This window comes from Streptomyces sp. LBL, from assembly GCF_029893585.1.
GTDB lineage: Bacteria > Actinomycetota > Actinomycetes > Streptomycetales > Streptomycetaceae > Streptomyces.
The window spans coordinates 45,088-68,459 of sequence record NZ_JARXYX010000005.1; the positions used below are offsets into that span (position 1 = coordinate 45,088).

Annotated in this window: 16 protein-coding genes and 1 pseudogene; 2 read left to right on the forward strand and 15 right to left on the reverse strand. The window is 70.3% G+C overall.

The window, feature by feature from the left end:
• Nucleotides 1-145: 145 nt before the first annotated feature.
• Complete coding sequence (locus M2271_RS42470) at nt 146-451, reverse strand: hypothetical protein (RefSeq protein ID WP_348539152.1); 306 nt, start codon at nt 449-451, stop codon at nt 146-148.
• Between the two features lies 1 nt (nt 452).
• Between M2271_RS42470 and M2271_RS42475 the strand changes: the two genes are divergently transcribed.
• Nucleotides 453-1,094 carry an LAETG motif-containing sortase-dependent surface protein gene (locus tag M2271_RS42475; RefSeq protein WP_348539153.1) on the forward strand — a complete coding sequence of 214 codons (642 nt, stop codon included), beginning with the start codon at nt 453-455 and terminating at the stop codon, nt 1,092-1,094.
• Between the two features lie 97 nt (nt 1,095-1,191).
• Here the strand turns inward: M2271_RS42475 and M2271_RS07220 are convergent, their stop codons facing one another.
• The 4 genes from M2271_RS07220 to M2271_RS07235 form a co-directional block, all read right to left on the reverse strand.
• On the reverse strand, nt 1,192-3,075 hold the full coding sequence (locus M2271_RS07220; protein WP_280886280.1) for a GMC family oxidoreductase: 1,884 nt from the start codon (nt 3,073-3,075) through the stop codon (nt 1,192-1,194).
• Between the two features lie 51 nt (nt 3,076-3,126).
• Nucleotides 3,127-4,752 carry a succinic semialdehyde dehydrogenase gene (locus M2271_RS07225; RefSeq protein WP_280886281.1) on the reverse strand — a complete coding sequence of 542 codons (1,626 nt, stop codon included), beginning with the start codon at nt 4,750-4,752 and terminating at the stop codon, nt 3,127-3,129.
• 136 nt (nt 4,753-4,888) lie between these two features.
• Nucleotides 4,889-5,833, reverse strand: coding sequence for a serine/threonine-protein kinase (locus M2271_RS07230; protein WP_280886282.1), 945 nt, complete (start codon nt 5,831-5,833; stop codon nt 4,889-4,891).
• Nucleotides 5,834-6,023: 190 nt separating this feature from the next.
• Nucleotides 6,024-6,287 (reverse strand): hypothetical protein, encoded by a 264-nt coding sequence (locus M2271_RS07235; RefSeq protein WP_280886283.1) that lies wholly within the window; start codon nt 6,285-6,287, stop codon nt 6,024-6,026.
• Nucleotides 6,288-6,756: 469 nt separating this feature from the next.
• Between M2271_RS07235 and M2271_RS07240 the strand changes: the two are divergent.
• Nucleotides 6,757-7,164, forward strand: a pseudogene (locus tag M2271_RS07240) (tyrosine-type recombinase/integrase); the annotation flags it as partial.
• A 174-nt stretch (nt 7,165-7,338) separates the two neighbouring features.
• On the opposite strand, the gene M2271_RS07245 reads toward M2271_RS07240, so the two are convergent.
• The 10 genes from M2271_RS07245 to M2271_RS07290 form a co-directional block, all read right to left on the reverse strand.
• Entirely contained in the window at nt 7,339-7,812 is a 474-nt protein-coding gene (locus M2271_RS07245; RefSeq protein ID WP_280886284.1) for a hypothetical protein, read from the reverse strand.
• 72 nt (nt 7,813-7,884) lie between these two features.
• A complete protein-coding gene (locus M2271_RS07250) occupies nt 7,885-10,395 on the reverse strand; it encodes an RHS repeat-associated core domain-containing protein (RefSeq protein WP_280886285.1) in 2,511 nt (836 codons plus the stop codon).
• Nucleotides 10,355-11,062 (reverse strand): hypothetical protein, encoded by a 708-nt coding sequence (locus tag M2271_RS07255; RefSeq protein ID WP_280886286.1) that lies wholly within the window; start codon nt 11,060-11,062, stop codon nt 10,355-10,357. Before M2271_RS07255 ends, M2271_RS07250 begins: the two co-directional genes overlap by 41 nt.
• Nucleotides 11,063-11,143: 81 nt before the next feature.
• Nucleotides 11,144-11,449 (reverse strand): hypothetical protein, encoded by a 306-nt coding sequence (locus tag M2271_RS07260; RefSeq protein ID WP_280886287.1) that lies wholly within the window; start codon nt 11,447-11,449, stop codon nt 11,144-11,146.
• Between the two features lie 349 nt (nt 11,450-11,798).
• Nucleotides 11,799-13,589 (reverse strand): serine/threonine-protein kinase, encoded by a 1,791-nt coding sequence (locus tag M2271_RS07265; RefSeq protein WP_280886288.1) that lies wholly within the window; start codon nt 13,587-13,589, stop codon nt 11,799-11,801.
• A gap of 53 nt (nt 13,590-13,642) precedes the next feature.
• Nucleotides 13,643-15,415 (reverse strand): serine/threonine-protein kinase, encoded by a 1,773-nt coding sequence (locus M2271_RS07270; protein WP_280886289.1) that lies wholly within the window; start codon nt 15,413-15,415, stop codon nt 13,643-13,645.
• 78 nt (nt 15,416-15,493) lie between these two features.
• On the reverse strand, nt 15,494-15,658 hold the full coding sequence (locus tag M2271_RS07275) for a hypothetical protein (protein WP_280886290.1): 165 nt from the start codon (nt 15,656-15,658) through the stop codon (nt 15,494-15,496).
• Between the two features lie 98 nt (nt 15,659-15,756).
• On the reverse strand, nt 15,757-17,649 hold the full coding sequence (locus tag M2271_RS07280; RefSeq protein ID WP_280886291.1) for a serine/threonine-protein kinase: 1,893 nt from the start codon (nt 17,647-17,649) through the stop codon (nt 15,757-15,759).
• A 152-nt stretch (nt 17,650-17,801) separates the two neighbouring features.
• A complete protein-coding gene (locus M2271_RS07285; protein WP_280886292.1) occupies nt 17,802-20,603 on the reverse strand; it encodes a protein kinase in 2,802 nt (933 codons plus the stop codon).
• A 185-nt stretch (nt 20,604-20,788) separates the two neighbouring features.
• Nucleotides 20,789-23,197, reverse strand: coding sequence for a serine/threonine-protein kinase (locus M2271_RS07290; RefSeq protein WP_280886503.1), 2,409 nt, complete (start codon nt 23,195-23,197; stop codon nt 20,789-20,791).
• Nucleotides 23,198-23,372: the final 175 nt, after the last annotated feature.

Here is a 23,372-nt window from a genome sequence, read left to right on the forward strand (position 1 = left end):
CCACACGCGGAGGCCTCCCCCAAGTGGGCTGCCGTCGCGCAGCCCACCGGATTACCGAGGTCTTCATGAAGCTTCGTCGTGCCATGGTCGCAGCGGCTGCCACCGCCGTCATAGCCCCGCTGACTCTGCTTGCCGCGCCGGCCGCCTACGCGACCGACGATCCGGCGTCCACCTCCCCGAGCGCCTCCGTGAGCGAGACGTCGACCGAGAGCGCATCAGCGTCGCCGAGCACGTCCGCGACCGAGAGCACCCCGACGGCCACCGCCACCGCCACCACCACCGCCACCCCCACCGGGTCCGCGCCGGCGAGCTCCCCCGCCCCGAGCTCCCCCGCCCCGAGCTCCCCCGCCCCGAGCACCTCCGCCACCGAGACCACTCCGGCGCCGAGCACCTCCGCTCCCGAGGAGTCGGAGTCGCCCCTCCCCGAGCCGTCCGAGTGCGAAGACTCCAAGGTGGACGTCAGCATCAACGGTCTGCCCGGCAAGATCGCCGCCGGCAGCGGCTGGCACAAGTTCTCGCTGAACGTCCTCAACTCCTCGGACTCCACTCTCACGGACCTCGACTTCTTCGCCGGGGCCTCCTCCGATGCGGACGGCGAGGAGCTGTTCCGCAGCAAGCAGGTCCAGCTCCAGGCGTGGAACCCGGAGGACAAGGTCTGGGAGAACCTTGACGAGGAGGGCTACGCGGTCGGCTACGTCGGCGCCACCGACGAGCTCAAGCCCGACTACGAGGCCGACATTCCGCTGCGCGTCAACGTCAAGTCCAGTGCTCCGGTAGGCGCCGGATTCTCCCTCGGCGCGACCATCTACGGGGACAGCGACGGCGAATGCACCGGCTTCGGTGACATCTCCTACAAGTTCCAGATCGTGGCCGCCGGTACGGACACGAACGGTGCCAAGCCGCAGGAAGGCGGCAGGGCCCCCGTGACCGCTCAGAAGCCGGCGAGCAGCACGCCGAAGGTCGACGGCACGCTCGCCGAGACCGGTTCCAGCTCGGCGCTGCCGATGGTCGGCCTCGTCGGCGGGGTCGCCGTCGTCGCCGGTGCGGGCGCGGTCTTCATGGCCCGTCGCCGCAAGGCGGGCACGGCGGCGTAAGCCCCCAGCGGCCCGGTTGGCTCACCGCACGACAGAGAAGGACCTGCGCTCGGAGGGGGGTGCAGGTCCTTCCCTTTGCCGTGAGTGCCTTGCTTCTTCACTTCTTCGGCGGCACCGCCGGCATCCCCAGGAACGGCAGCTTCAGCGCGCCGAACGCGTCCGCGGGGACCGCCGGCGCCTTCGGCTCGACCGGCTGCAGACGTTCGTACGGCTGTCCCTGCGCCGGACGCGGGTCCGCCTCGCCCTTGTTGGGCCAGTACGACATCGCCCGCTCGGCCTGGGCCGTGATGGTCAGGGACGGGTTCACGCCCAGGTTGGCGGAGACCGCGGCGCCGTCGACGACCGAGATGCCGGAGTGACCGTAGAGGCGGTGGTAGGGGTCGATGACGCCGGTCTCGCGGGAGGAGCCGATCGGGCAGCCGCCGAGGAAGTGGGCGGTGAGCGGGGTGCCCATCAGCTCGCCGACGTTGGAGCCGGCGAAGCCGTTGATCTCGGCGGCGATGGCGGACGCGCCCTCCGAGGCCGCCCTGATCTGCTGGGGGTTCGGGGAGCCGTGGCCCTGGCGGGCCGTGAGCAGGCCTTTGCCGATTCCGTCCGGTTTCAGGTACGTCGTGAGGGAGTTGTCCAGCGACTGCATCACCAGGCCGATGATGGTCTTCTCCGACCAGCGGCGGTTGGAGAGGGAGCGCAGGACGAGGGCCGGGTGCCGGGCCGCGTTCTTCAGCCAGGCCGCCGCCCTGGACGCGCCCTCCGCGTACGGGACCTGGAGGATCGACAGGCTCCCCATCGAGTTGGAGCCCTTGCCGTAGCGGACCGGCTCGATGTGCGTGTTGGCGTCCGGGTGGACGGACGAGGTGATGGCGACTCCGCGGGTGAAGTCGACCTTCGGCTCGCCGGTCACCTCGCGATAGCGGCGGTCGTCGGTCTGCGCGCCGACCAGCGCCTCCGAGTTGGTGCGGGTCAGTTCACCCAACCGGCGGGAGAGATAAGGCAGTTGGCCGCCTGCCTTCATACGGTGCAGGAGGGTCTGGGTGCCGTACGTGCCCGCGGCCAGCACCACCCGGCGGGCCTTGAAGGTGCGGCCCTTCGCCTGGCGGTCCGTCACCTGGCGGTCCGTCGCCTTGCGGTCCGTCGCCTGGCGGTCCGTCGCCTTGCGGTTGTCGCGGCTGCCGCGGCGGTCGTCGGTGGGGAGGGTGGCGATCGCGTAGCCGCCCTGCGAGTCGTCCGTGACCGACACGGCCGTCGTGAGCGGGTGCACGACCGCGCCCGCCTTCTCGGCGAGGTACAGGTAGTTCTCGTTGAGGGTGTTCTTCGCGCCGTGCCGACAGCCGGTCATGCACTCGCCGCACTCGTTGCAGGCCTTGCGGGCCGGGCCCGCGCCGCCGAAGTAGGGGTCCGGCACCTGTTCGCCGGACTTCGCCTTCACCGAGCCGTCGGCGTCCTCGCCGTCGCCGAAGAACACGCCGACCGGCGCCATGTGGAAGGTGTCGCCGACGCCCATCCGTTCGGCGGCGGCCTTCAGATGCACGTCGGACGGGGTCATCGTCGGGTTGAGGCGGACCCCGAGCATGCGGCGTGCCTGGTCGTAGTACGGCGCCAACTCCTCCTGCCAGTCCGTGATGTCACGCCACTGGGGGTCGTCGAAGAACGGCTTCGGCGGTACGTAGAGGGTGTTGGCGTAGTTCAGGGAGCCGCCGCCCACGCCCGCGCCGGCCAGGACCATGACGTTGCCGAGCAGGTGGATGCGCTGGATGCCGTAGCAGCCGAGCCGGGGCGCCCACAGGTAGTTCTTCAGGTCCCAGGAGTTCTTCGGGAGGGAGGCGCGGGTGAAGCGACGGCCCGCTTCCAGGACGCCTACGCGGTAGCCCTTCTCCGTGAGACGGAGAGCGGTCACCGCACCTCCGAAGCCGGAGCCGACGACGATGACGTCGTAGTCGTAGTCGTCATCGTCATCGTCGTGGTGGTTGGTGTCCTGGGGCACGTGCTCTCCTCGTCGAGAACGGGCGGTGACGTACTGGCGCCTGTCGCGGCACTAGCGGAACCGGAACGCCTTCATCACCCTCAGGCTGCGGCTCATGAACTGCGCGTACTTCTCGTCGTCCATCCCCAGCGAGGGAGCCATCGGCAGCAGTCGCTGCTGGGCGACCGTCTGCGCCTCCGTGTACTTGAGGATGCCCTCGGAGCCGTGGCGGCGGCCGAGGCCGGAGTCCTTCATGCCGCCCATCGGGGACTGGACGCTGCCGTAGGCGGAGGCGTAGCCCTCGTTGATGTTGACCGTGCCCGTGCGCAGACGGGCGGCGACCTCGCGGCCGCGACGGCTGTCCTGCGTCCACACTGAGGAGTTGAGACCGTACGGCGTGGCGTTGGCCTGCTCGACCGCCTCGTCGTCGGTCCGGAAGCGGTAGAGGGAGACGACCGGGCCGAAGGTCTCCTCCGTGCACACCGACATCGGTTCGCTCACGCCGTCGAGGATGGTCGGCTCGAAGAAGTACGGGCCGACGTCGGGGCGGGCCACTCCACCGGCGACGAGCTTCGCGCCCTTCTCGACGGCCTCCTCGACATGCCGGGTGACGGTCTCCAGCTGGCGTTCGCCGGCCAGCGAGCCCATGTCGGCGCCGTACGCGAGGGACGTACCGAGGCGCATCGCCTTCGTGCGGGCGGCGAAACGCTCCAGGAAGGCGTCGGCGACCGCCTCGTGGACGTACAACCGCTCGATGGAGACGCACAGTTGGCCCGCCGAGGAGAAGCAGGCGCGGACGGCGCCCGCGGCGGCCTTCTCGATGTCGGCGTCCTCCAGGACCAGCATGGCGTTCTTGCCGCCGAGTTCGAGGGAGACGCCGACCAGCCGGGCGGCGGCGCCCTGGGCGACCTCGCGGCCGGTGCGGGTGGAGCCGGTGAAGGAGACGTAGTCGGCGTGCTTGACGATCTCGGGGCCGACGACCGGACCGTCCCCGAGGACGACCTGGAAGACGTCCTCGGGCAGTCCCGCCTCGATGAGCAGGTCACGGGCCCAGAGCGCGGTGAGGCAGGTCTCCGTGTCAGGCTTCATCACGACCGCGTTGCCCGCGGCGAACGCCGGGAGCGCGTCACCGACCGACAGCTCCAGCGGGTAGTTCCAGGGGGCGATCTGGCCGACGACACCGCGCGGGTGGCGCAGCTCGGTGACCTTCGTGAGAGTGGGGACGGCTCCGGCGTGCCGCTTCGGCTTCAGGTAGGCGGACGCCTTACGGCCGTAGTGGCGAGCCGTGACGGCTACGGACTGGACCTCCTCGTGGGCGTGCAGGCGGGCCTTGCCGGTCTCCAGCTGGATCAGGTCCAGGATCTCGGCCTGGCGCTCCAGGACGAGGTCGTGGAAGCGGAGCAGGACGGCGGCCCGCTGCCGTACCGGGGTCCTTTCCCAGACGGGCTGGGCCTTGCGGGCCGCCTGGAAGGCCTTCTCCACGTCCTCGGGGGTGGACTCGGGCAGGTCCGCCAGCTTCTCGCCGGTGAACGGGGTGTGGTTGGCGGTGCGGCCGGAGCCGACCACGCCCTTGGTGAGCTGCGCGATCAACTCGGGGGTGACCACGTCGGCGGCGGTACGGGCGCCCGCCGGGGCAGGGGCGATGGGGTTCGTGCCGGTCTGGGTCTGGGGCTGGGCCGGGGCCTGCGCGTCCGTCATGAGCCGCAGGGTATTCCGGCGCGGAGGCTTTGGGTACCCGTCAGTAATCGGGATTCACCGGGTGCGCACACGACGCCAGTGATCACTGGCAGGGAATGTGCTGATCAGGCCGTTGTACGTAGATGATCAGTGCCGCTCAACCGCGCTCCGGTTTTTTCGACAGGAGGAGACCGAGGGCGGTCAGTGGGGTGAGACGCCGGGACTCGTCGGCCTCGGCCGGGTACGGAGCGGGGGCTGCGGCCAAGGCTGGGGGCGCCACCGGAGCGGGTGCCGGCTCCGAAGGCCGCGCGGCCCACTCCGGCGGTCCCGTCCCGACGATCGCGGCCAGCGCCTCGGCGGCCTCCCGCGCCGTCGGCCGCGCCTCCGGGTCAGGCGCGAGGAGCCGGTCGAGCAGCCGACCGAGAGGGCCGGTCCGCGGGTCCGCCGCCGCCGTGCGCAGCAACGCGCCCAGCGACCACAGGTCGGAGGCAGGCCCCGAGACCCGCCCCGAGTCGCCCTCCGGGGCCACGAAGCCACCCGGCGCCTGCCCGCCGGGGCTCTGCCCGGCGGCGCCGATGCCGAAGTCGGTGAGGACGACGCGCTCGCCGCCTGCTTCGAGGAGGACATTGGACGGCTTGAGGTCACGGTGGACGATGCCGACGCGGTGGGCGGCGTGCAGCGCACCGAGGACGGCGAGCCCGATCCGGGCGGCCTCGGCGGCCGGCAGTGGTCCGCGGGCGGCGAGGGCCGCGTGCAGCGCCTCCCCCTCCACCAACTCCATGACGATCCAGGGAACTTCGTCGACGAGGAGTACCTCGTGGATGGCAACGGCGGCCGGATGGTCGACGCGAGCGGCAGCGCGTGCCTCGTGTGTCAACCGATGCGCGTGGCGCTGCCGTTCCTCGTCCTCTGCCTCCGCCGCGTCGTGCGCGTCCTGTGCGTCCCCGCTCAGCCGGAGCTCCTTGACGGCGACGTACCGGCCGCCCTGCTCGTCGAGAGCGCGCCACACGGTGCCGTTCGGGCCGGAGCCGATCCGCCCAACGAGCCGGTAGCGGCCACCGACCAGGCGTCCGCCGGACGGAGGTTCGACCTCTTCACTCATGGCACATGAGTACCGTGCGCACCATGTCGTTGTCGAAGCGACGGGGTCAGAGCCACGCCCTTCACCCGGCGGGGCGGCGAAGGATCACGCGACGTACTGCACCACCGTGTGGGGGATGAGCGTCCAGGCTGTGGGCCTCCGTTGGCCGCCGAAAGATATTCGCCATGAATCGACGGCCAACAGGTTCTGACTAACCACCAAAGTCCTGACTCCAGGACCGCTCCAAACTGGACTTCGCCACTCTCGAAACCGCCCGAATCTCTTCCCATTCGGCGGCTTCCCCTAGCGCACTCCCGGTCCAAACCGAATCGGGGCCAACGCTTATAGAATCAGCGCTGCCGTTGATCGACTGAAGCAGGATGTAATCTTCACGTTTCAGCGAACCGTCAGCCACCCTGGCGCGAGCCACGTGCAGCACTTCGTCGAATTGAAGCAGGATTTCATCCACTTCCACCCCTGTCTCCTGCAAGTATGCCACTTGCCTTTCGGACTCCGCACTGAGCAGGCCTAACACGGCGAGGGTCCACTGCCGAAAGTCCGCCAACTTCCGCTCGCCAGTCATCGAATGATCCATCTAAGATCCCCTTCGGGGCCCACAACTCTCCAATAGGCACCCTCGCCGTGGTGGCCACCGCCAGGATTCCACCTGCGCATCCGCCCGGTTGGGACTCCGCGACACGTATAAACGCTCACCATAGGCGGCACTTGCAGGGCAACTGGAATTGTGAACGAGGACCGGAGCCTCGCCCGCCAGTACATAGTGCGTGTGCGCGTCGGGGGCTGTCATCGGCGATTTCACTGGCGAGCGTCATTTCGGCGTGTACGCGGGTGTACATGGAAGTGCCGTGTTGTGCGCCCGTATTGTCGTCGGCGTTGCCGTCAGACGGCTCCACGGGTGAGGGCGGTGGAGTGGACTTTGACCCGTGCGGTTCCACCGCGAACAAAAGTAGCGCGAGCGTGAGGCCGCGGCGTGGCAGTACAACGGGCACGTGTTCACGACTGCGCGGGGCAAAACGATCGACCCGACCAACCTCACCCGCGCCTTCACCACGCTCCTCCGCAAGGCCGGCCTCCGCCGCATCCGCTTCCACGACCTCCGCCACTCGACCGCCACCCTGCTCCTGGAACAGGGCGTCGAACTCGTCGTGATCAAGGAACTCCTCGGCCACGCCCACATCGGCGTCACCGCCACCGTCTACGCCCACGTCCGACTCCGCCTCCAGCGCGACGCCATCGACACCCTCGGCACCGCGCTCGGCAGCCGGGAAACCACCGAGACGGCCCGCTCCGGCGGCGACGAACCACCACCCCGCGCCACTGGCGTCCGCTGACGTTGCCGTCAACTACTGCCGTCAAACGCCAGATCAGCCCCGCCAAGCACAGCTCGGCGGGGCTGATCTTTGCCACTGCATGGTCCTTCTCATGGCGCGGCTGGGTCGAATCGGGTAACGAATCCCATGCGGTCCATGAGAACCAACGTTACGGAACCCGATACTTGAGACCCATCAGAAAGAACCGAAGAACCGGTCCCACCAACTCGGCTCCCCAGAACCGTGGAAACGCAAGAGAGTGGGCCCGCCATAGCTTCTTTCAAGAAGTTCTTCCGGAATCGTGATGTATCCCGATTCAGCGAGAACTTGCTCTACCTTCTCAAGGTCATTCGCGTCGAGCTCGCCTTCAGCCTGCGCTTCATCCGTACCCAAGAAGGCGCCAGGGTTATCGGCCGCCACCATTGCCAATGGCTTGAACTTGCTCACCAGGGCAACAATACTCGTCCCACAGACTGTGGCTTCCCCCGGCACTTCGATTCGTCCGTACTGCGCGGAGTCCTGGATGTCTCGATCGATTTCACAAGGCGTCGAGAAGCGAGAACCAACCTGCACAGCCAGACGGCTGAACGAAGCTGCAGCATCGGCCGCATTGTAGTCAGCTGGCGTTTCTGGACATTCGGGATCGTCCAAACGATGCAACAGTTCCATCAGATTCGCATCTCTCTCCATTAATCCTCCAATCATCGAATTCGCTACACCCGGATCGGGTGAACCATTTCCTCAGTGCGGGAACGCTGTGAGCACCTTCCCAGTGAGAGGTTCGTAACGCACCAGCATTCTCACCCCTCCCACTGACCCGATCACATTCTGAACCGCAGGTTCGCCCTTCCTGGTCTTCAGGGTTCTCTCGGCATGCACAGCAGATCCCTTGTACCAGGTCCTTTGACTATTTGGACTCGTCACCACGTCAGCAACAGCATCCAAAATCTGGTCATCAGACCACCCCTGTGGGAAAGCGTCCTTACCGGGCGCCCCCGGGTACCTGTGACCATCAAGGATGTGATCCGCCCTCTCGTCACCGATCAGCTCCCGACCAATTCCGCAGTTGCTGTTGTGAACGAGTACCGGCGTAGCCCCCGCCAGCACATAGTACGTGTGGACCTCGTCGATCGTGAGGTCGTGTGTGCGCTGTCGCTTCGTGTAGTGCTGGACCGCGGAGATCTGGACGTTGGTGCCCGCGCTGGTGCGCAGGTGCCGGCCGGGCTTGAGGTCGCCGGCGTCGACCCACCTGCCGACGTCGGGGACCCAGAAGGGGTGGGTGTCCGTGGCCGTGAGCGTGGAGGGGCCGGACTTGGTGGTCACGGTGAGGAGCGTGAAGTCCTTGTCGTCCTCCGTGGTGATGGTGCGGACGACCTTGCGTTTGACGGTCTTTCCGGTCTCCGGGTCGGTGACGAGGACGACGTCACCCGTTCTCAGGTCCTCGATGTTCCTCGTCGTGCCGTCGGCGAGCAGGACCTTCGTGCCCGGCAGAAAGCTGTGCTCGACCTCGCAGGAGGCGGCCGACTCCAGGATCTCGTCGGCCCACTTCTGCTCCTTGCGCCACTTCCGTACCGCCTTGGCGATCTTCCAGGCGCCCTTGATGAGCTGGGCGCCCTTCTTGAACATCGCCGTCCAGGGGACGGCGTTCAACAGCAGGTTGGCGCAGCCCGAGACGCTGCCGCCCGTGCAACCCTTGAAGTCGTTCCAGCCGATGTAGTCCTTGAAGAGATCCCAGCCGACCTTCTTGACGACCTCGATGACGGGCGTCTGCTTGATCGCCCGTGCCTTGCCGACGTTGACGGTCTGCTGACTCGGGGTCGCCCGCTTGGTGACCGGGTTGTAGCCGACCGACTCCTGGACCTCCCTGGAGCAGTAGTCCAGCGAGTACTGGCAGGAGTTGGGGCGTGAGCCGATCTCGGTTCCGGCGGGGTCACTCAGGGTGACCGGGTTGTTGTCGCTGTAGGCGTAGGCGTTGAGGGACTGCGGGTCGTCCGTGTTCAGGAGCGGGTCGACGGAGAGGAAGCGGCCCGTCGCCGGGTCGTACTCCCGCGCCCCGAGGTGGGTCAGACCGGTCGTCGTGTCCTGGGGGCCGCCGACGAAGCCCTTCTCCCCCGGCCAGCCGGTGGGCGGGCTGCCGCGAGTGCCGCCGAACGGGGTGGAGCGGCGCTGCCGCATCGTCAGGTCGGCGGCGTTGACGGCGATCTCGGAGGTGCCGTGGTGGTCGCCGATGAGGAAGGCGAGCTTGTTGTCGTCGGTGCGGATGGCCTGGTTGCCGCCGCCGAGGTCGTAGTAGCGGGTCGCCTTGTCGGCGGTGGCGCCCTTGGCGAGGGTGAGTTCCATGCCCCCGAGGTAGACGGTGGTCTCCGCGTCCGTGCGGCGGATCAGGCGCTCGCCGTCGGCGTCGTACACGTACGACGTCGCTTTGGTGCCGCCGCCGCTGGTCGGTTCGGTCACCTTGGCGAGGTGACCCTCGGCGTCCCACTCAAGGGTCTGCTTGTTGCCGCCGACGGTCCGGTTCTCGGTGTCACCGGTCGCCGTGTAGGTGAAGCTGTCGGTCGCCGTGCCCGTCGGGCCGACGGTGTCGATGCTGGTGACCGCGTGCGGGCGGATGCCGCCGGCCGCCGGGTAACTGTAGGTGCGCTTGACGTCCTTGGTGGTGTCGCCGGCCGTGTCGTGCCGGGTCTCGCCGGTGCGGTTGCCGCTCTTGTCGTAGATGTAGGAGTGCCAGTACGCGGCCGGTCCGCCGAGCACCGAGCCGCTCGGGGTGGCGGAGCAGCTCGTCGTGCCCTGGGTCCAGGCCTCGGTGAGGCGGGTCAGATGGTCGTACTGGAAGCACTGGGTGTCTGTGCCGGAGCGGGACACGTCCGAGATGGAGGTGACGTTGCCGGCCTCGTCGTACGCGTAGGTCGCGGACCGGTCGGTACCGGGCACATCCTCACGGTCGAGGCGGCTGTTGGCCAGCCGCTGGGTTCCCCACTGGTAGTCGCTGGTGACCTTCGTTTCCTTCGCGCCGGCCGCTTGATAGACGAACTGCAGCGGCTTGCCCACGTAGTTGTAGGTGGTGTCGGTGACATAGGTGACGCCACCGGCCGCGCCGAGTTTCTTGAGCCGCCCGATCTCGTCGTAGGTCGGAGTGAGGATCTCGGATGCCAGGGAACCGGCCGCCGGGTAGCTCTTGGACTGGACGGTGCCGTCGAGGTTGTAGACGGTGCTAGACAGATAGGTTCCCGCCAGGGCCTCCTCCCCCGTCACGGAGGGGATGGCCGCCGCGGTGCGCCATCGTCCACTCCCCCGCCTTCGGGGTGTAGGTCATCGGGTCGATGAAGACCGGGAACGTTGTGTCAGGGGCCGTCAACATGCCCTGGTCCGGGGTGAGGTGCAACTGGCCGCCGTCCGCGGTGACGCCGACGTCGACGGAGGCGACCTTGGCGGCGTCACCCGGGCCGTCGGTGGCGTCCTCCGTGGACACGGATGTGGACGTGGACACACCGGTGAGAGTGCGGGCAGCGGAGGCCGCGGACGGCTGCGTGCCGGAGTCCCACATGACAGGCTTGGGCGCCTGGAACACTACGCCGCCCATGGCCTCGTCGACCGCCTCCAGACCGCCGGATTCCGTGGCCCGCAGATCCAGCCCCGGTGACTCGACGGCCAGCTTCAGCTCCGCGAGCGTCGGGTTCTTCGCCGCCTCCGACGTTTTCACCACCAGCAACTGCGCGAACCCGTCCGCGGTTGCGCGCATCCTCAGGTCAACGTCCGGAAGCACGTCGGCATACGTCGCGGTGTCGCCGTCCAGCGCCGGGGCCGGCAGCGGGGCAGGCCACGAGAACGACAGCTCCTTGCCGGTGCGTTCGAGGGTGACGAGCGGTCCCGCGCCCCCGCCGGAGAACGCGATGCCGACCGCGGCGGCGTTCGGCGTCACTGTGCCGTCGGACCGCTCGGCCAGGATGTTGTCGATCGCCTTCCACTGCCCGTCGGCCCGGGTACGGACCGGCTTGAGGTGCTACACCTCCTCCAACTGTCCGTCCGGAGTGGCGTACACCTCGCCCGACTCGCTGCGCAGGGACGTGATCTCCACGTCCGAGCCACCGGCCTCGGCGGCCTCCTGGGCCGCCTGCGGCGTGGCAGCCGACTCGGGCGCCCTCTTGCCTGCCGCCACCACGTCCTTGCCCGCCGTCACCGCGTGCTTGCCCGCCGTCACCGCGTGCTTGCCCGCCGTCACCGCGGCCGTCGACTCCGCAGCGGTTGCGGACGGTGCGAAGGCGACAGGCTGTACGACTCCCACGAACACGGCGCCTGCGACAGCCACCAGAAACGGCCTGCGCGTCCGGCTCGGTCTACCGGAACGCCCCGTGGACGCACTCATTTCCCCGCCCCCCGACTCCACAGCCCCCACCTCGGAGTCACACAAGTCCCAGAAAGTGCCAGGACTTTAAGCCGCCCTTAGCTGTGCACGTCAAGGGCGGTTTGATCTACGACGGCTCCTGAGAGCGCTCAGTGATACGGAATCAGCCACACGCGGTGAGTGATCGGGAAACGGACGAATCAGTTCCCATCGGGAGCCGGTGAAGCGAGAATCGATACGGCGTGTACGGGGGGTGAACCCTGCCCGGCGCCGATCACCAGCCGACGGGGGCGAGCCCTTGGCGCGAAACGGCTCACAGTTTGTCGACATCCAGGTTGGCGATCGCTGCCCTGGCCACCTCGCGTCCGCGCTCCGTGAAGTCGCCCTTGCCCGGGTAGCCGATGGAAAGCTTGTACATGTCGCCGGTGGAGTTCTTGTAGTAGAAGATCCGCAGCTCGCGAGGGCGAGGGTGCTGCGTGTCGTCGGTGGTGTAGATGACCGTGTTCTCGGCGGCCTTCTTACCCTGGTACGTCGTCTCTTCGGGAGTGGTCTTCGACCCCGCGGGCATGTCGAACTGGTAGCTGCCGCTCTGCTTGAACTCGCCGTCGTCGTCGTACATCTCGGCGGCCGCGGAGCCCGCGATGTCGCCGGCCGTGTCCTCGGACTTCTTCTCCAGGGCCAGGCTGATCCAGATGGCGCCGCTCGCATCGGTGTACGTCACCCAGTGGCCCTTGTCGGTCTCCCGGTCGGGCCCGGATTTCTTGTAGCCGTCGGGCACCGCCGGCGTCGCGGCGACATCCGTCACGGACACCGTCTTCCAACCGTCCGGCAGCGGTCCCGCGAACGGATCCGCGTTCACCAGGTACGCCGCCACCGCCGCCGCGACGACCGCGGCACCGAGACCGAGCAGGGTCTTGAGGCCGAGCCGGATGCCGCCCCCGGTCGCGGGAGCGCCGGTGAGCTGGACGACCTGTGTCGGTGCCGGGGCCGGGGTCGGCGGATTCGCGGCGCGTTCCAGCAGGTCGCGGACCTGGGTGGCGTTGGGGCGGCGTGCCGGGTCCTTCTGGAGCAGGCCGTTGATGGCCTCGGCGAGCGGGCCGTGCGCCGCGGCGGGCGGTGCCGGGGTCGCGTTGAGCACGGACTGGAGGGTGGCGGGCGTGTTGCTGCGGCGGAACGGGGAGACGCCCTCCGTGGCCGCGTACAGGACCACGCCGAGGGACCAGAGGTCGCTGGCCGGGCCGGGGCGCTGGCCCAGCACCCGTTCCGGCGCGATGTACTCGGGTGAGCCGACGAAGCCGCCGGTGTCGGTCAGATTGGTCTCGCCCTCGATCTGCGCGATCCCGAAGTCGGTGAGTACGACCCGCTCGTGCCGGCCCAGGAGGACGTTGTCCGGCTTGACGTCCCGGTGCAGGATGCCCGCCGCGTGCGCGGCCTCCAGCGCGCCCAGCACCTCAAGGCCGGTTTTCGCCGCTTCGCGGGCCCCGAGGGTGCCCTCCTGCAACGCGTCGCCCAGCGAACGGCCCTGCACCAGCTCCATCACGATCCACGGTCGGCCGTCCACGACCGCCACGTCATGGACGTTCACCACGGCCGGATGGTCGAGCCGGGCGGCGGCACGTGCCTCGCGGCGCATCCGCTCGTACGCCGTGGCCCGTTCACGCTCGGGAAGGTGGTCCGGAAGCAGGGGCTCCTTGACGGCGACCTCGCGCTCCACCGTCTCGTCCCTGGCCCGCCACACCGTGCCCATACCGCCGTGTCCGAGCTTGGCGAGCAGCCGGTAGCGGCCGGCGATGAGTCGTCCGGTGCCGGGGTGCGGCGTGGGAGGTGCCTGCGCCGATTGGGCCGGCTGAGTCGGCTGAGTCGGCTGGGCCGGTCTCGGTTGCGCGGGCTCCGGCTGCGGCTCCGGCTCCGGCTGCGGCTGCGGCTGCGGCTCCGGCTCCGGCTGCGGTGGCACGACCTGGGTGGGCAGGGCGTACGGGTTGCCGGGGTGCGGCACGGCCACCGGCGGGCCCGGCGGATTCGGCGGATTTGGCGGATTTGGAGGGTGCAGAGCGAAACTCGTTGGCTCGTCGGACCCTTGAGGGACTCCCCCGTCGCTGCTCATGGTTCATCCATATCGCGCCAACCGGTCCGGAAGCCACCTCGAACGCTTTCCGGTCACCGACCCGTGACCAAGGTGTCGACCGCGACGTCGAAGTACTCCTTCGCCTCCGGCACCTTTACGACCGGCGCCGAGACCCAGACGTCGTACAGCCGTCCGTCCTCCTCCCAGCACAGGTCGTACGTGTGCCGGGGGCCCTCCGCCGCGCTGAATCCGTCCCAGGTGAACTCCCAGAGCGCGGCCGGACGTCCACGGTGCGCGACCCGGGTGACCCGGCCCTCGCGGTATCCGGGGTTGGTGTCCGGGCCCTCGGCCGCCGCCCGTCGCAGCACGGTCAGCGGGGCGCCCGTGTCGGGGTCGGCGACCCTGATACCGAGGCGGAAGGTGTTCCACGGTGACATGTAGAAGATCCGCTCGCCCTGCGGTTCGCGGGTGAAGCCGTCCGGCACGGCGAGCATGAACCCGGCGGGATCGCGGGAGAGGTGGTAGCCGGAGGGGGCGGAGCTCCCACTCGGGCTCAGGCCTCCACTCAGGCCTCCACTCGGGCCCCCGCTCAGGCCCCCACTCGGGCTCGGCCTCGTGCTCGTGCTCGGGCTCGGGCTCGGGCTCGCACTCGCACTCGTCGATGAGTAGGGTGCCGAACTCATCCGCGTACCCGCGCCGTTGGCGCCATCGCTCATCAGCAGCGCCGCCGCGGACACGCCCGCGCCGGCCATCGCGGCGACCAGCAGCGCGGTGATCAGCACGCCTCGCGGGGAGCGCCAGGGAAAGGCCGCCGGGGGCCGGGCGGGCTCGTCCGGCTGGGGCGGGGCGGACCCGGACGGCAGATCCGACGGGCGGTCCGACGGCAGATCCGACGGCAGATCCGACGGGCGGTCCGACGGCGGCTTCGGCGTGTGGCCGGGCGGGGTGGCGGGGGTGTCGTCGGCCGGCCCCGTCCGGGCGCGGCCGAGCGACAGGGTGTGGGTGCGCCCGGGCGGCGGAGGCGAGGGCGTGCGGCCGGTGTCCCGGAAGGTCCGCAGCATCCGCTCGGCCCGCTCCGCGTCCAGCCGTCGGTCGGGATCGCGTTCGAGGAGGCCCCGTACGACCGACAGGATCGGCGTGGCCTGAGCGGGCGGCCGGATCTCGGCGGAGACGACGGCGTGCAGGATGCCGCCCAGCGAATCGCGACGGAACGGCGACTCACCGCTCAGGACCGTGCACAGCAGCGCGCCCAGTGACCACAGGTCGGAGGGCGGACCGGTGCCGGCCCCGGACATCCGCTCGGGCGCGGTGTACTCGGGCGAGCCGACGAAGGCACCGGTCTCGGTGAGCGTGGCGGCGCCCGCGACCTGGGCGATACCGAAGTCGGTGAGGACGACGCGGCCGGTGCCCTCCTCCACCAGGACGTTCGCGGGTTTGATGTCGCGGTGCAGGACCCCGGCCGCGTGCGCCGCGCGCAACGCGCCCAGCAGGGCGATGCCGATCCGGGCGGCCTCGTCGGCGTCGACCGGGCCGTGCGCGGCGATCCGCTCGGCGAGCGAGCCGCCCTCGATCAACTCCATGACGATGTACGGGCGTTCGTCGTGCTCGACGACGTCGTGGACCACGATGATGTGCGGATGGCTCAGCTGGGCGACCGCACTCGCCTCGCGCAGGGTCCGCTCCCGCTGCCGCCGGGCTCCCTCGGCGGAGAGCGTCTCGTCGAGAGGGAGTTCCTTGACCGCCACGCTCCGGCCGAGCAGCTGGTCGCTCGCCCGCCAGACGACCCCCATACCTCCGCGCCCGAGCTGCGCCTCGAGCCGGTAACGGCCCGCAATCACGCGGGAGTTTGCCCACTCGGTCCCCATGCGCCCCATTATGCCGCAGATGGCGTCCGCGCCCTCGAAATCCGGTCGCCGCCCGACGCCACTCCTCCGACCTCTCGGTCAGTACACGTGCTGCCCCAGGCCGACAGAACGACCCGGGAGCGAACACCTGTCTACTCCCGGGCCCGCCACCGCGCGGAAGGAGGTGGCGGGGTCGGTCAGCATCGCGGGAATCGCCACGGTGGCCGCGACGATCGCGAGCAGCCGAATGACGATCCTCTTCAAGCTCTGCCCCCTGTAGTGACCACTCAGATGGTTAGGGCATGTTCACATCATGCCTACCCGGAAGAGCAACGGGAAGCAACGGGGGTCAACTGGCCTTATTACAGCGGCTGTTGCCAGCCCTGCAGAATCCACTTGAACTGCTTGCTCATCTCCTCCCAGTCCTTCTCCGGGGAAGACAAGTAGATCGCGTACTCGACGCCGTCCCGCGAGAAGTACATCTGCTCGATGGCATGGCGCGGCCCGGCGACGTAGGGCGGATCCTTGGCCAACGCCGTCCAGGTGTACTCCCACAGCGAGCCTTTGCAGTCTCGATAGGTGTTTTCCGCCATGGTCACCTGCTGGTAGTCGACCAATTTCTGGAGCTGCTGCTCGAGATCCTCCTGGTGGGACTTGGCGTCGGCGAAGTCCGGTGACTCGTCGATGGCGATCCGCACGAAGTGCCGGCCGCCGTCCGGCGTGTAGTCGATCTGCTGGAAATCGCCCTGCGGGCCGAAGACCTTCCGCTCCCAGCCCTTGGGCAGATAGAGGCTGAAGCCCACCGGGTCGTCGCGCCGGACCCACGAGGCCGGAACTCCTCCCTCCGGGGCCTGTCCGCTCCCGCTCGGGCCCGTGGGCGTCGGCAGGTCGGAGGCCTGGGCGGCCTTTTCCCGCTGCCGCGCCTCGTCCCACGCCTTCAGGCCCACGGCCATACCCCCGCCGATGATCGTGGCCAGGGCGACGACGAGAGCCAGCACGCGCAGACGGCGACGCTTGGGCGGCTGCGTGGGGGCGATGGCGGTGTGGTGCGCCGGGCCGAGCACGGTGGGGCCGGTCGCACCTGGGTACGGCGTACCGGTCGCCGGCGTGGTCACCGGTCCGTTCGCTCCCGACCGGGCCGCCGCGTCCTGGTGGGAACCGGTGTGCTGGGAACCGGTGGTGTGGGAACCCATGGGCCCCGCGACCATGGGCCCCGCGACCATGGGCCCACCCGTCATGTGACCGCCCGCCATGGCGCCGCCCGGCACGGGACCGCCCGCCATGGCGCCGCCCGGCACGGGACCGCCCGCCTCGGGGCTACCTGCCATGTGACCGCCCGTCATGGGGCCGCCCACCACGGGGCCGCCCGCCATGTGACCGGAATCCACGGTGCGGGAACCCTCATGTCTCGTCGGCACATACGCCTGGGCGGCGCTCGATCGTCGTCCCTCCGCCGCCTCGGCGAGCATCTGCTCTGCCGCGGCCATGTCGGGCCGCACGGCCGGGTCCTTGGACAGCAGCGCGGTGATGACGGGCGCGAGTGGGCCGGCGTAGCGCGGTTCGGCGGGTTCCTCCTCCACGACCGCCTGCATGGTGGTCAGCGGTGTCGTCCGGCGGAACGGCGACCTGCCCTCGACCGCCGTGTACAGCGTGGCGCCGAGCGCCCACAGGTCGGACGAGGCTCCCGGGTCGTGGCCGCGGATCCGCTCCGGGGCGAGGTAGTCGACCGAGCCGACGACCTCTCCCGTACGCGTGATGGTCGTGTCGCCCTCGATCTGGGCGATACCGAAGTCGGTGAGGAGGACACGGCCGTCCCGGCCGAGGAGCACGTTGCCGGGCTTCACATCGCGGTGAAGTACCCCGGCGGAGTGCGCGGCGCGCAGCGCCCGCAGCACCCACAGCCCGATCCGGGCGGCCTCCAGGGGCTCGACGCGGCCCTGTTCCTTGACCGCGTCGGCCAGCGAGTGGCCCTCGACCAGCTCCATCACGATCCACGGCCGGCCGTCGTGGTCCAGCACGTCGTGCACGGTGACGACGGCGGAGTGGTTGATCCGGGCGGCCGCGCGCGCCTCGGCCCGGGTACGGGCGAGAAGGACGGTCCGGTCGGCCTCGGACACGTAGAGCGCGGCGGTCAACTCCTTGATCGCGACGGCCCGGTGGAGTACCTCGTCATGGGCGCGCCACACCCGGCCCATACCGCCCGCGCCTATCGGGTCGGCGAGCCGGTAGCGCCCCGCGAGGAGCTGGCCCTGCATCTGATTCACGTTGCCCCGCAATGCTCTTGACACGGTCAGAGTAAAGACCCGTCGTCGCCGAACGGAACCGGCAGGGCCGCAAGGAGACCGCACTGTGACGGTTGTCGCTTCCCGGGACGGGAGTCAACCATGGGGCCACGAACGGTGTCCCGTCAGCCGGTGACCCGATAGGTACCGGATGCCTGCTCGTACAGCCGGGTCACCTCGTCCCGCTCGGCCTCCGGGCCGCGCACCTGCACCACGTGGTACTTTCCACCGATCAGCATCGCGATGTTGCGCACATACAGCTCGCGCCCGTCGTCCCCGGTCCAGGTGAACTGCCCCTCGGCCATGGTCCGTCCGCCCACCTGAATCGTCTTCAGCCCGGTCGCGGTGGCCCAGCTGGAGTCGCGGTACGGCTGCAACTCCGGCTCCTTCTCCCGCTGGTACACCATCGGGTCGCTGCCGTCCTCGCCCGCGGTGTCCCGTCCCGGTACGACGATGAGCTCGAAGTTGCCTTGCTTGTACACCACCTGACCGCGCCCGTTGAGCGGTGTGCGGTCCCAGCCGCCCGCGACGGCGACCTGGAAACCCTCCGTGTCCTTGCGCAGGGTGAAGCCGTCGGCGACGTCAGGTCCGGTGGTCTGGGTCTCGCCGGCCCCGGCCGACGTGGAGGAACTGTCCTGCGAGTCCGGCGAGGTCTGCTCGGGCCGGGGCTCGCTGCTCGCCTCCGGGGACTGCCCGGGCGCCGGACTGACCTCACCGGCGTTCCCGGTACGGTCCGCGGCGCCTTTCGTCCCGGAGTCGGACTTCGGCATGAAGAGCATGGCGTACGTGAGGGCGCCGACCAGCAGGAGCAGGATCAGCACCAGCAGGGTCCGGCCGAGGCTGCGCGGCGAACTCGCCTCCTCCCGCGCCCGCTTGTGCCGTCCGTGGTGGGCGGGCAGCCCCGCGCGCCGCCTGCGCACGAGCTCGCCCCGCCGCCGTATGACAGGAAGCCGGCTGGTGTCGGTGGGTGGCGCGGCGACGACATGCGTGCCGGCCTCCGGCTCGGGCGCCGAACGCACCAACGAGCGCAGCCAGCCACGTAGTTCCTCGAAGTCGAGTCGCTCGGTCGGGTCCTGCCGCAGCAGCGACTCGACGACCGGCCGCAGCGGACCGCACTCCTCGGCGAAGGCGGGCGGCTCCGCGCACACCAACTGCACGAGTTCGGCGGTCGATTCCTCCGGGTAGGGCGCGTGTCCCTGTACGGCCCGGAAGAGCAGCGCGCCCAGCGCCCACAGGTCGGTCGCGGGCCCGATCGGCGCCGCCAACTGCCAGTTCTCGTGCACCGGACCGGCCTGCTCCGGCGCCCACCGCTCGGTCACGGGGCCCACCACAGCCATCCGCGCCTGCCGGGCCCGCTCTGCGGCCAGGGCGGTCGCGGGCCCACGCCGCACGGGCGCACCGGCGGCCGGCTCGTCCCAACGCCCGGTGGACGCGGCGGCACCGGGGGGCAGCGGGTACTCCGCGCTGTTTCCTGTGGGGTTCGGCTTGTCGTACGCGCTGTGGGACCCGGAGTACGGCGACTGCTGCGCCGAGCCGTTGGCCTGTGCGGCGGGGTCGCCCTCGGGGGCACGGCGGGCACTGGGCAGCGCCGCCGGGGCGCCCTCGCGGGCAGGACGGGCACGGGGGAGAGCCGCCGGGTCACCCTCCGGGGCGGGACGCGCTCCCGGTAGGGCCGCTCGTCCGCTCTGCGTCTCCTGGACCCGGGCCGCGGCCCGCGCCCCCGCGCGATACGCGGCGATCGCCCCGGCCCGCGCCGCCCTGATGTCCGCACCGGCGTCGACCGCCCGGCTGACCGGCGCGGTGGACGCACCGTTCGCCGTCTCGGCCCCGGCAGCGGGCAGTGCGCCGGCGGTCCGCGCTTCGATGGCGGCCCGCCGAGCAGCCTCGGCATCGGCCCCGTCGAGCCCCACCGCACTCACCGGGCCTTGAGAACCCCCGGGGCTACCCGATCCAGGGGGACCGTCCGAGCCACTGGACCCCTGGGGGCCACCGGATCCAACAGGTCCACGGGAACCGGCGCCGCCTCGTGCGCCGTACGCACCGCCTCCGGAGCCGTATACGCCGCCTCCAGAGCCCTGAACACCACCACCGGCCCCCTGAACGCCGCCTCCGGAACCCTGAACGCCCGTACGGGAACCACCGGCACCCACCGATACCCCGACGCCACCGGTCCCGCCAGGTCCCGCGCCTGCCCCGCCGGGTCCCGTACCCCGTCCGCCGGAGCCCGCGGCTCCCCCGGCGGGCCCTCGCCCGTCGCCGGGCTCACCGCCCCCCGCGCCCCATTCCTGGTCCTCGACCGGCACCGGGTCGTACCCGCACAGCGCCTCTTCCGCCGCGCCGACCGCCAGGCCGGACAGCATCACCCGGCCGTCGTCGCAGACGAGCACCGTGCGGGCGGTGACGTTCCGGTGGATCCAGCCGTGAGCGTGCAGGACGCGCAGGGCCGTGAGGACGTCCGCGGCGACCTCGGCCGCCCGGTACGGCGTCAGCGGCTTCTCCGCGAGCAGCGCCGCCAACGGCCGGGCGGCCACCGACTCGCTGACTATCCACAGCGACCCGCCCTCGGCGAACACATCGAAGACCTGGTCGAGCCGAGGATGGTCGGGTATCCGTGCCGCGGCCTGCGCGGCTTCGACGGCCCGCCGTACGGCCGGATCCGTCGGCCGTCGTACGTCCCCGCCGCCGGGAACGCGACGCGCCCCGCGGTCCCGTACTCCTCGCGGGTCCCGTGCCGTGAAACCGTCCGGCAGACCCTCGGCGTCGAGCACCTCCGCCTCGACGACCTCCGGCAACGGCACCTGCCTGACCAGGACTTCCTGTCCACTGTAGGTGTCGAAGGCCCGGGTCTCGGTGAGTTCGTACTCGTCGGAGGGCGGCAGCGGCAGGCGGTAGCGGTCGGCGAGGACCCGTCCCGCATAGTCGTCCACGTTGCCTCCCCCGGCCGCCCGGTCGCTCAATTCCGTTCGTCTCGCGCGCCGTTCCGCATGTCTACCTGCGGCGTACGGCCCGCAACCACTCACGATACGTGCCGAAGGCAACCGGCAAAGAGAGGATGCGAGATCTCACGTCCCAAACCCGGGATCGAACAAGAAGTCGATCACCGCACAGTTCCTCATGCCTTTGACTGGAAGGTGGCGGTCAGCGTCTGCCAGGTACCCTCGCGCAGACCACTGTCCCAATTCGCGGCTTTCGCCGTGTACATGAGCGCGTATCCCTGGTGGTTGTTGACGACGAATCCACGGTCGATCGTCCGGTAGCGCGTCCCACCGTCCGTGTAGGTGAACTCCCAGTCGGCCGTGTTCCAGCCGCGGTAATCCGCCTTCTCTATACGGATCTTCTGGTACTGGGAGCGCCTCATGGAGTTTTCCTGGTTCTTCCAGTCCGCCACCGGGTCGTCCTGGGGCGTGGACGTCCAGGCCACGAGCAGCCTCTGCCCGTCGGGCCCGGTGAACCGGTCCCCCGCCACGTCCGTCGACCGGTACTTCCAGCCCTTGGGCAGCCGGATCGAGTACCCCTGGCTTCCCTGGTGCGTGGAGGAAGCCGCCTTGTCTCCGGCGGAAGCTGAGGAACCGGAGGAACCGCCCGACCCGGCACCCTTGCCGGACGCGCTCGTCTCGGCACCCGAAGCGCTCTGCTGCCCCGACCCGGGCCTCTCCGCCGCGGACGGTTTCTTCGAACCGTCCGTACGGGTGCCCCCACTCTTGTCCTTCTTGGTGTCGGCGCTCCCGCTCGCACTGGCCGTCACCTTGGCACCGCCGCCCAAGGCCCCGTCCGGCCCGTCCTTGCCGCCGAGCGTCAGCGCCAACACGATGCCGATCACGACGGCGAGCACCACGACCACCGCGATGAGGACCAGCGTCCTGCGCGGCACCACATCGGTGAGCGGCGCCCTGGGCACGGGTCGCGGCGGCATGTCCGGCGGAGTCATCACGGGCCACCCGGAACTCCGGCCGCCCGTCCCGCCGTTCGCCCCCTGGGTGCTCCCGTCCCGAGGCCCGGGCACCGCGCCCGACCGCGAGGCGGAAGCCGACCCCGACGCAGCCGAAGCGGAGGGGGAGGGGGAGGGGGAGTGGGAGGGGGGCACGGAGGGGGATACGGAGGGGGATACGGATCCCGTCGACGCACCCTTGCCCGAAGAGGAGGAGCCTCCCGACCCCGAAGCCGCCGGACCGCCACGGGAACCCGCGGCCGCCGCACCAGTACCCGTGCCCGAACCCGCCGCACCACCGAGCCCGGCCGCGGCCCCGGCCGATCCGCCACCGGAACGCGAGCCACCCGCGCCACCGCGACTCCCCGAACCGGCCGTCCCACCACCGGCGCCGGCCCCGGACTTCGACCCAGTCCCACCTCCGGCCCCGGGCCCGACCCCAGATCCACTACCAGTCCCAGTCCCGGTTCCCGTGCCCGTTCCCGCCCTGGAGGCATCTGTCCCGCCCCCGGACTTGGTGCGAGCCGCGGCCGCGGACGTCGCCGCAGCTCCCGCCGCCCCAGCGGCCTTCCGCATGGAGCGCAGTGCCCCGCGGAACCGCTCACCGGACTCCTCGCCCCGCTTGGACCCGCCACCGCTCGCCGGACTCCCCTTGTCCGCGGGCTCGTCGGGCTGCGGCGGCAGCGGCACGACCTTCGTCGCGTCCAGCGCCGACTCGGGCTCGGCCTTCGGCGCGTGGATCACCGCGCTGAGCATCGCCCGCGCGGCGGCGTCGTCGAGCCGCTTGACGGGGTCCCTGGTGAGCAGGCCGTAGATGACGTCCTTCAGCGGACCGGCGTTCTTGGGTTCCTCCAGCGGCTCGGTCATCACCGCGGTCAGGGTCGCTATGGCCGACCCCTTGTCGTACGGCGGCACACCCTCGACCGACGCGTACAACAGCCCGCCCAGCGACCACAGGTCGGCCGCCGGACCGGGCTTGTGCCCCCGGGCACGCTCCGGGGAGATGTAGGACGGGGCGCCGACGAGCATGCCGGTCGAGGTGATGGACGGGTCGCCCTCGACCTGGGCGATGCCGAAGTCGGTGAGCACGACCCGGCCGTCCTCGGAGATCAGCACGTTGGACGGCTTCACGTCACGGTGCAGGATGCCCTCGCGGTGCGCGGACCGCAGCACATCGAGGACCGCCAGGCCCACTTCGGCCGCTCGCCTGGGTTCGAGGAGGCCGTCCTCCCGTATGACCTCGGCGAGCGACTTGCCCTCGACGAGTTCCATCACGATCCACGGCCGGTCATCCTCTTCGACCACGTCGTAGACCGTCACCGCGCTGTTGTTGCGGATCCGCGCGATCGCCTTGGCCTCGCGCAGCGTCCGCGTGATCAGGCGCCGTTTCTCTTCCTCGTCGATGTTGGTCGGGAACCGCAGCTCCTTGACGGCGACCGTGCGGCCCAGGGTCTCGTCCTCGGCGCGCCACACCGTCCCCATGCCGCCGCGACCGAGCACGCCTCCCAACCGGTACCGCCCGGCGAGAAGACGCCCGCTGTTGTCCTGACGAGTGTCCTGACGGGATGTCCCCGCCCGCTCCGCCTCCGACATGCGTCCCCTCATGCAACCCGCCCTGACAGAGCCTCCATTGTCCCTCACCCGACAAGTGCCCGACGCCCAGGGTGCCTCTGGGGACACCGAGCCCACCGCGCAGCCCGGGACACCCCGCCCCCGCCCCCCACCGCGGGCCGCTCCCGCCTCCCGCCGCAGGCCACTCACGCCCCCA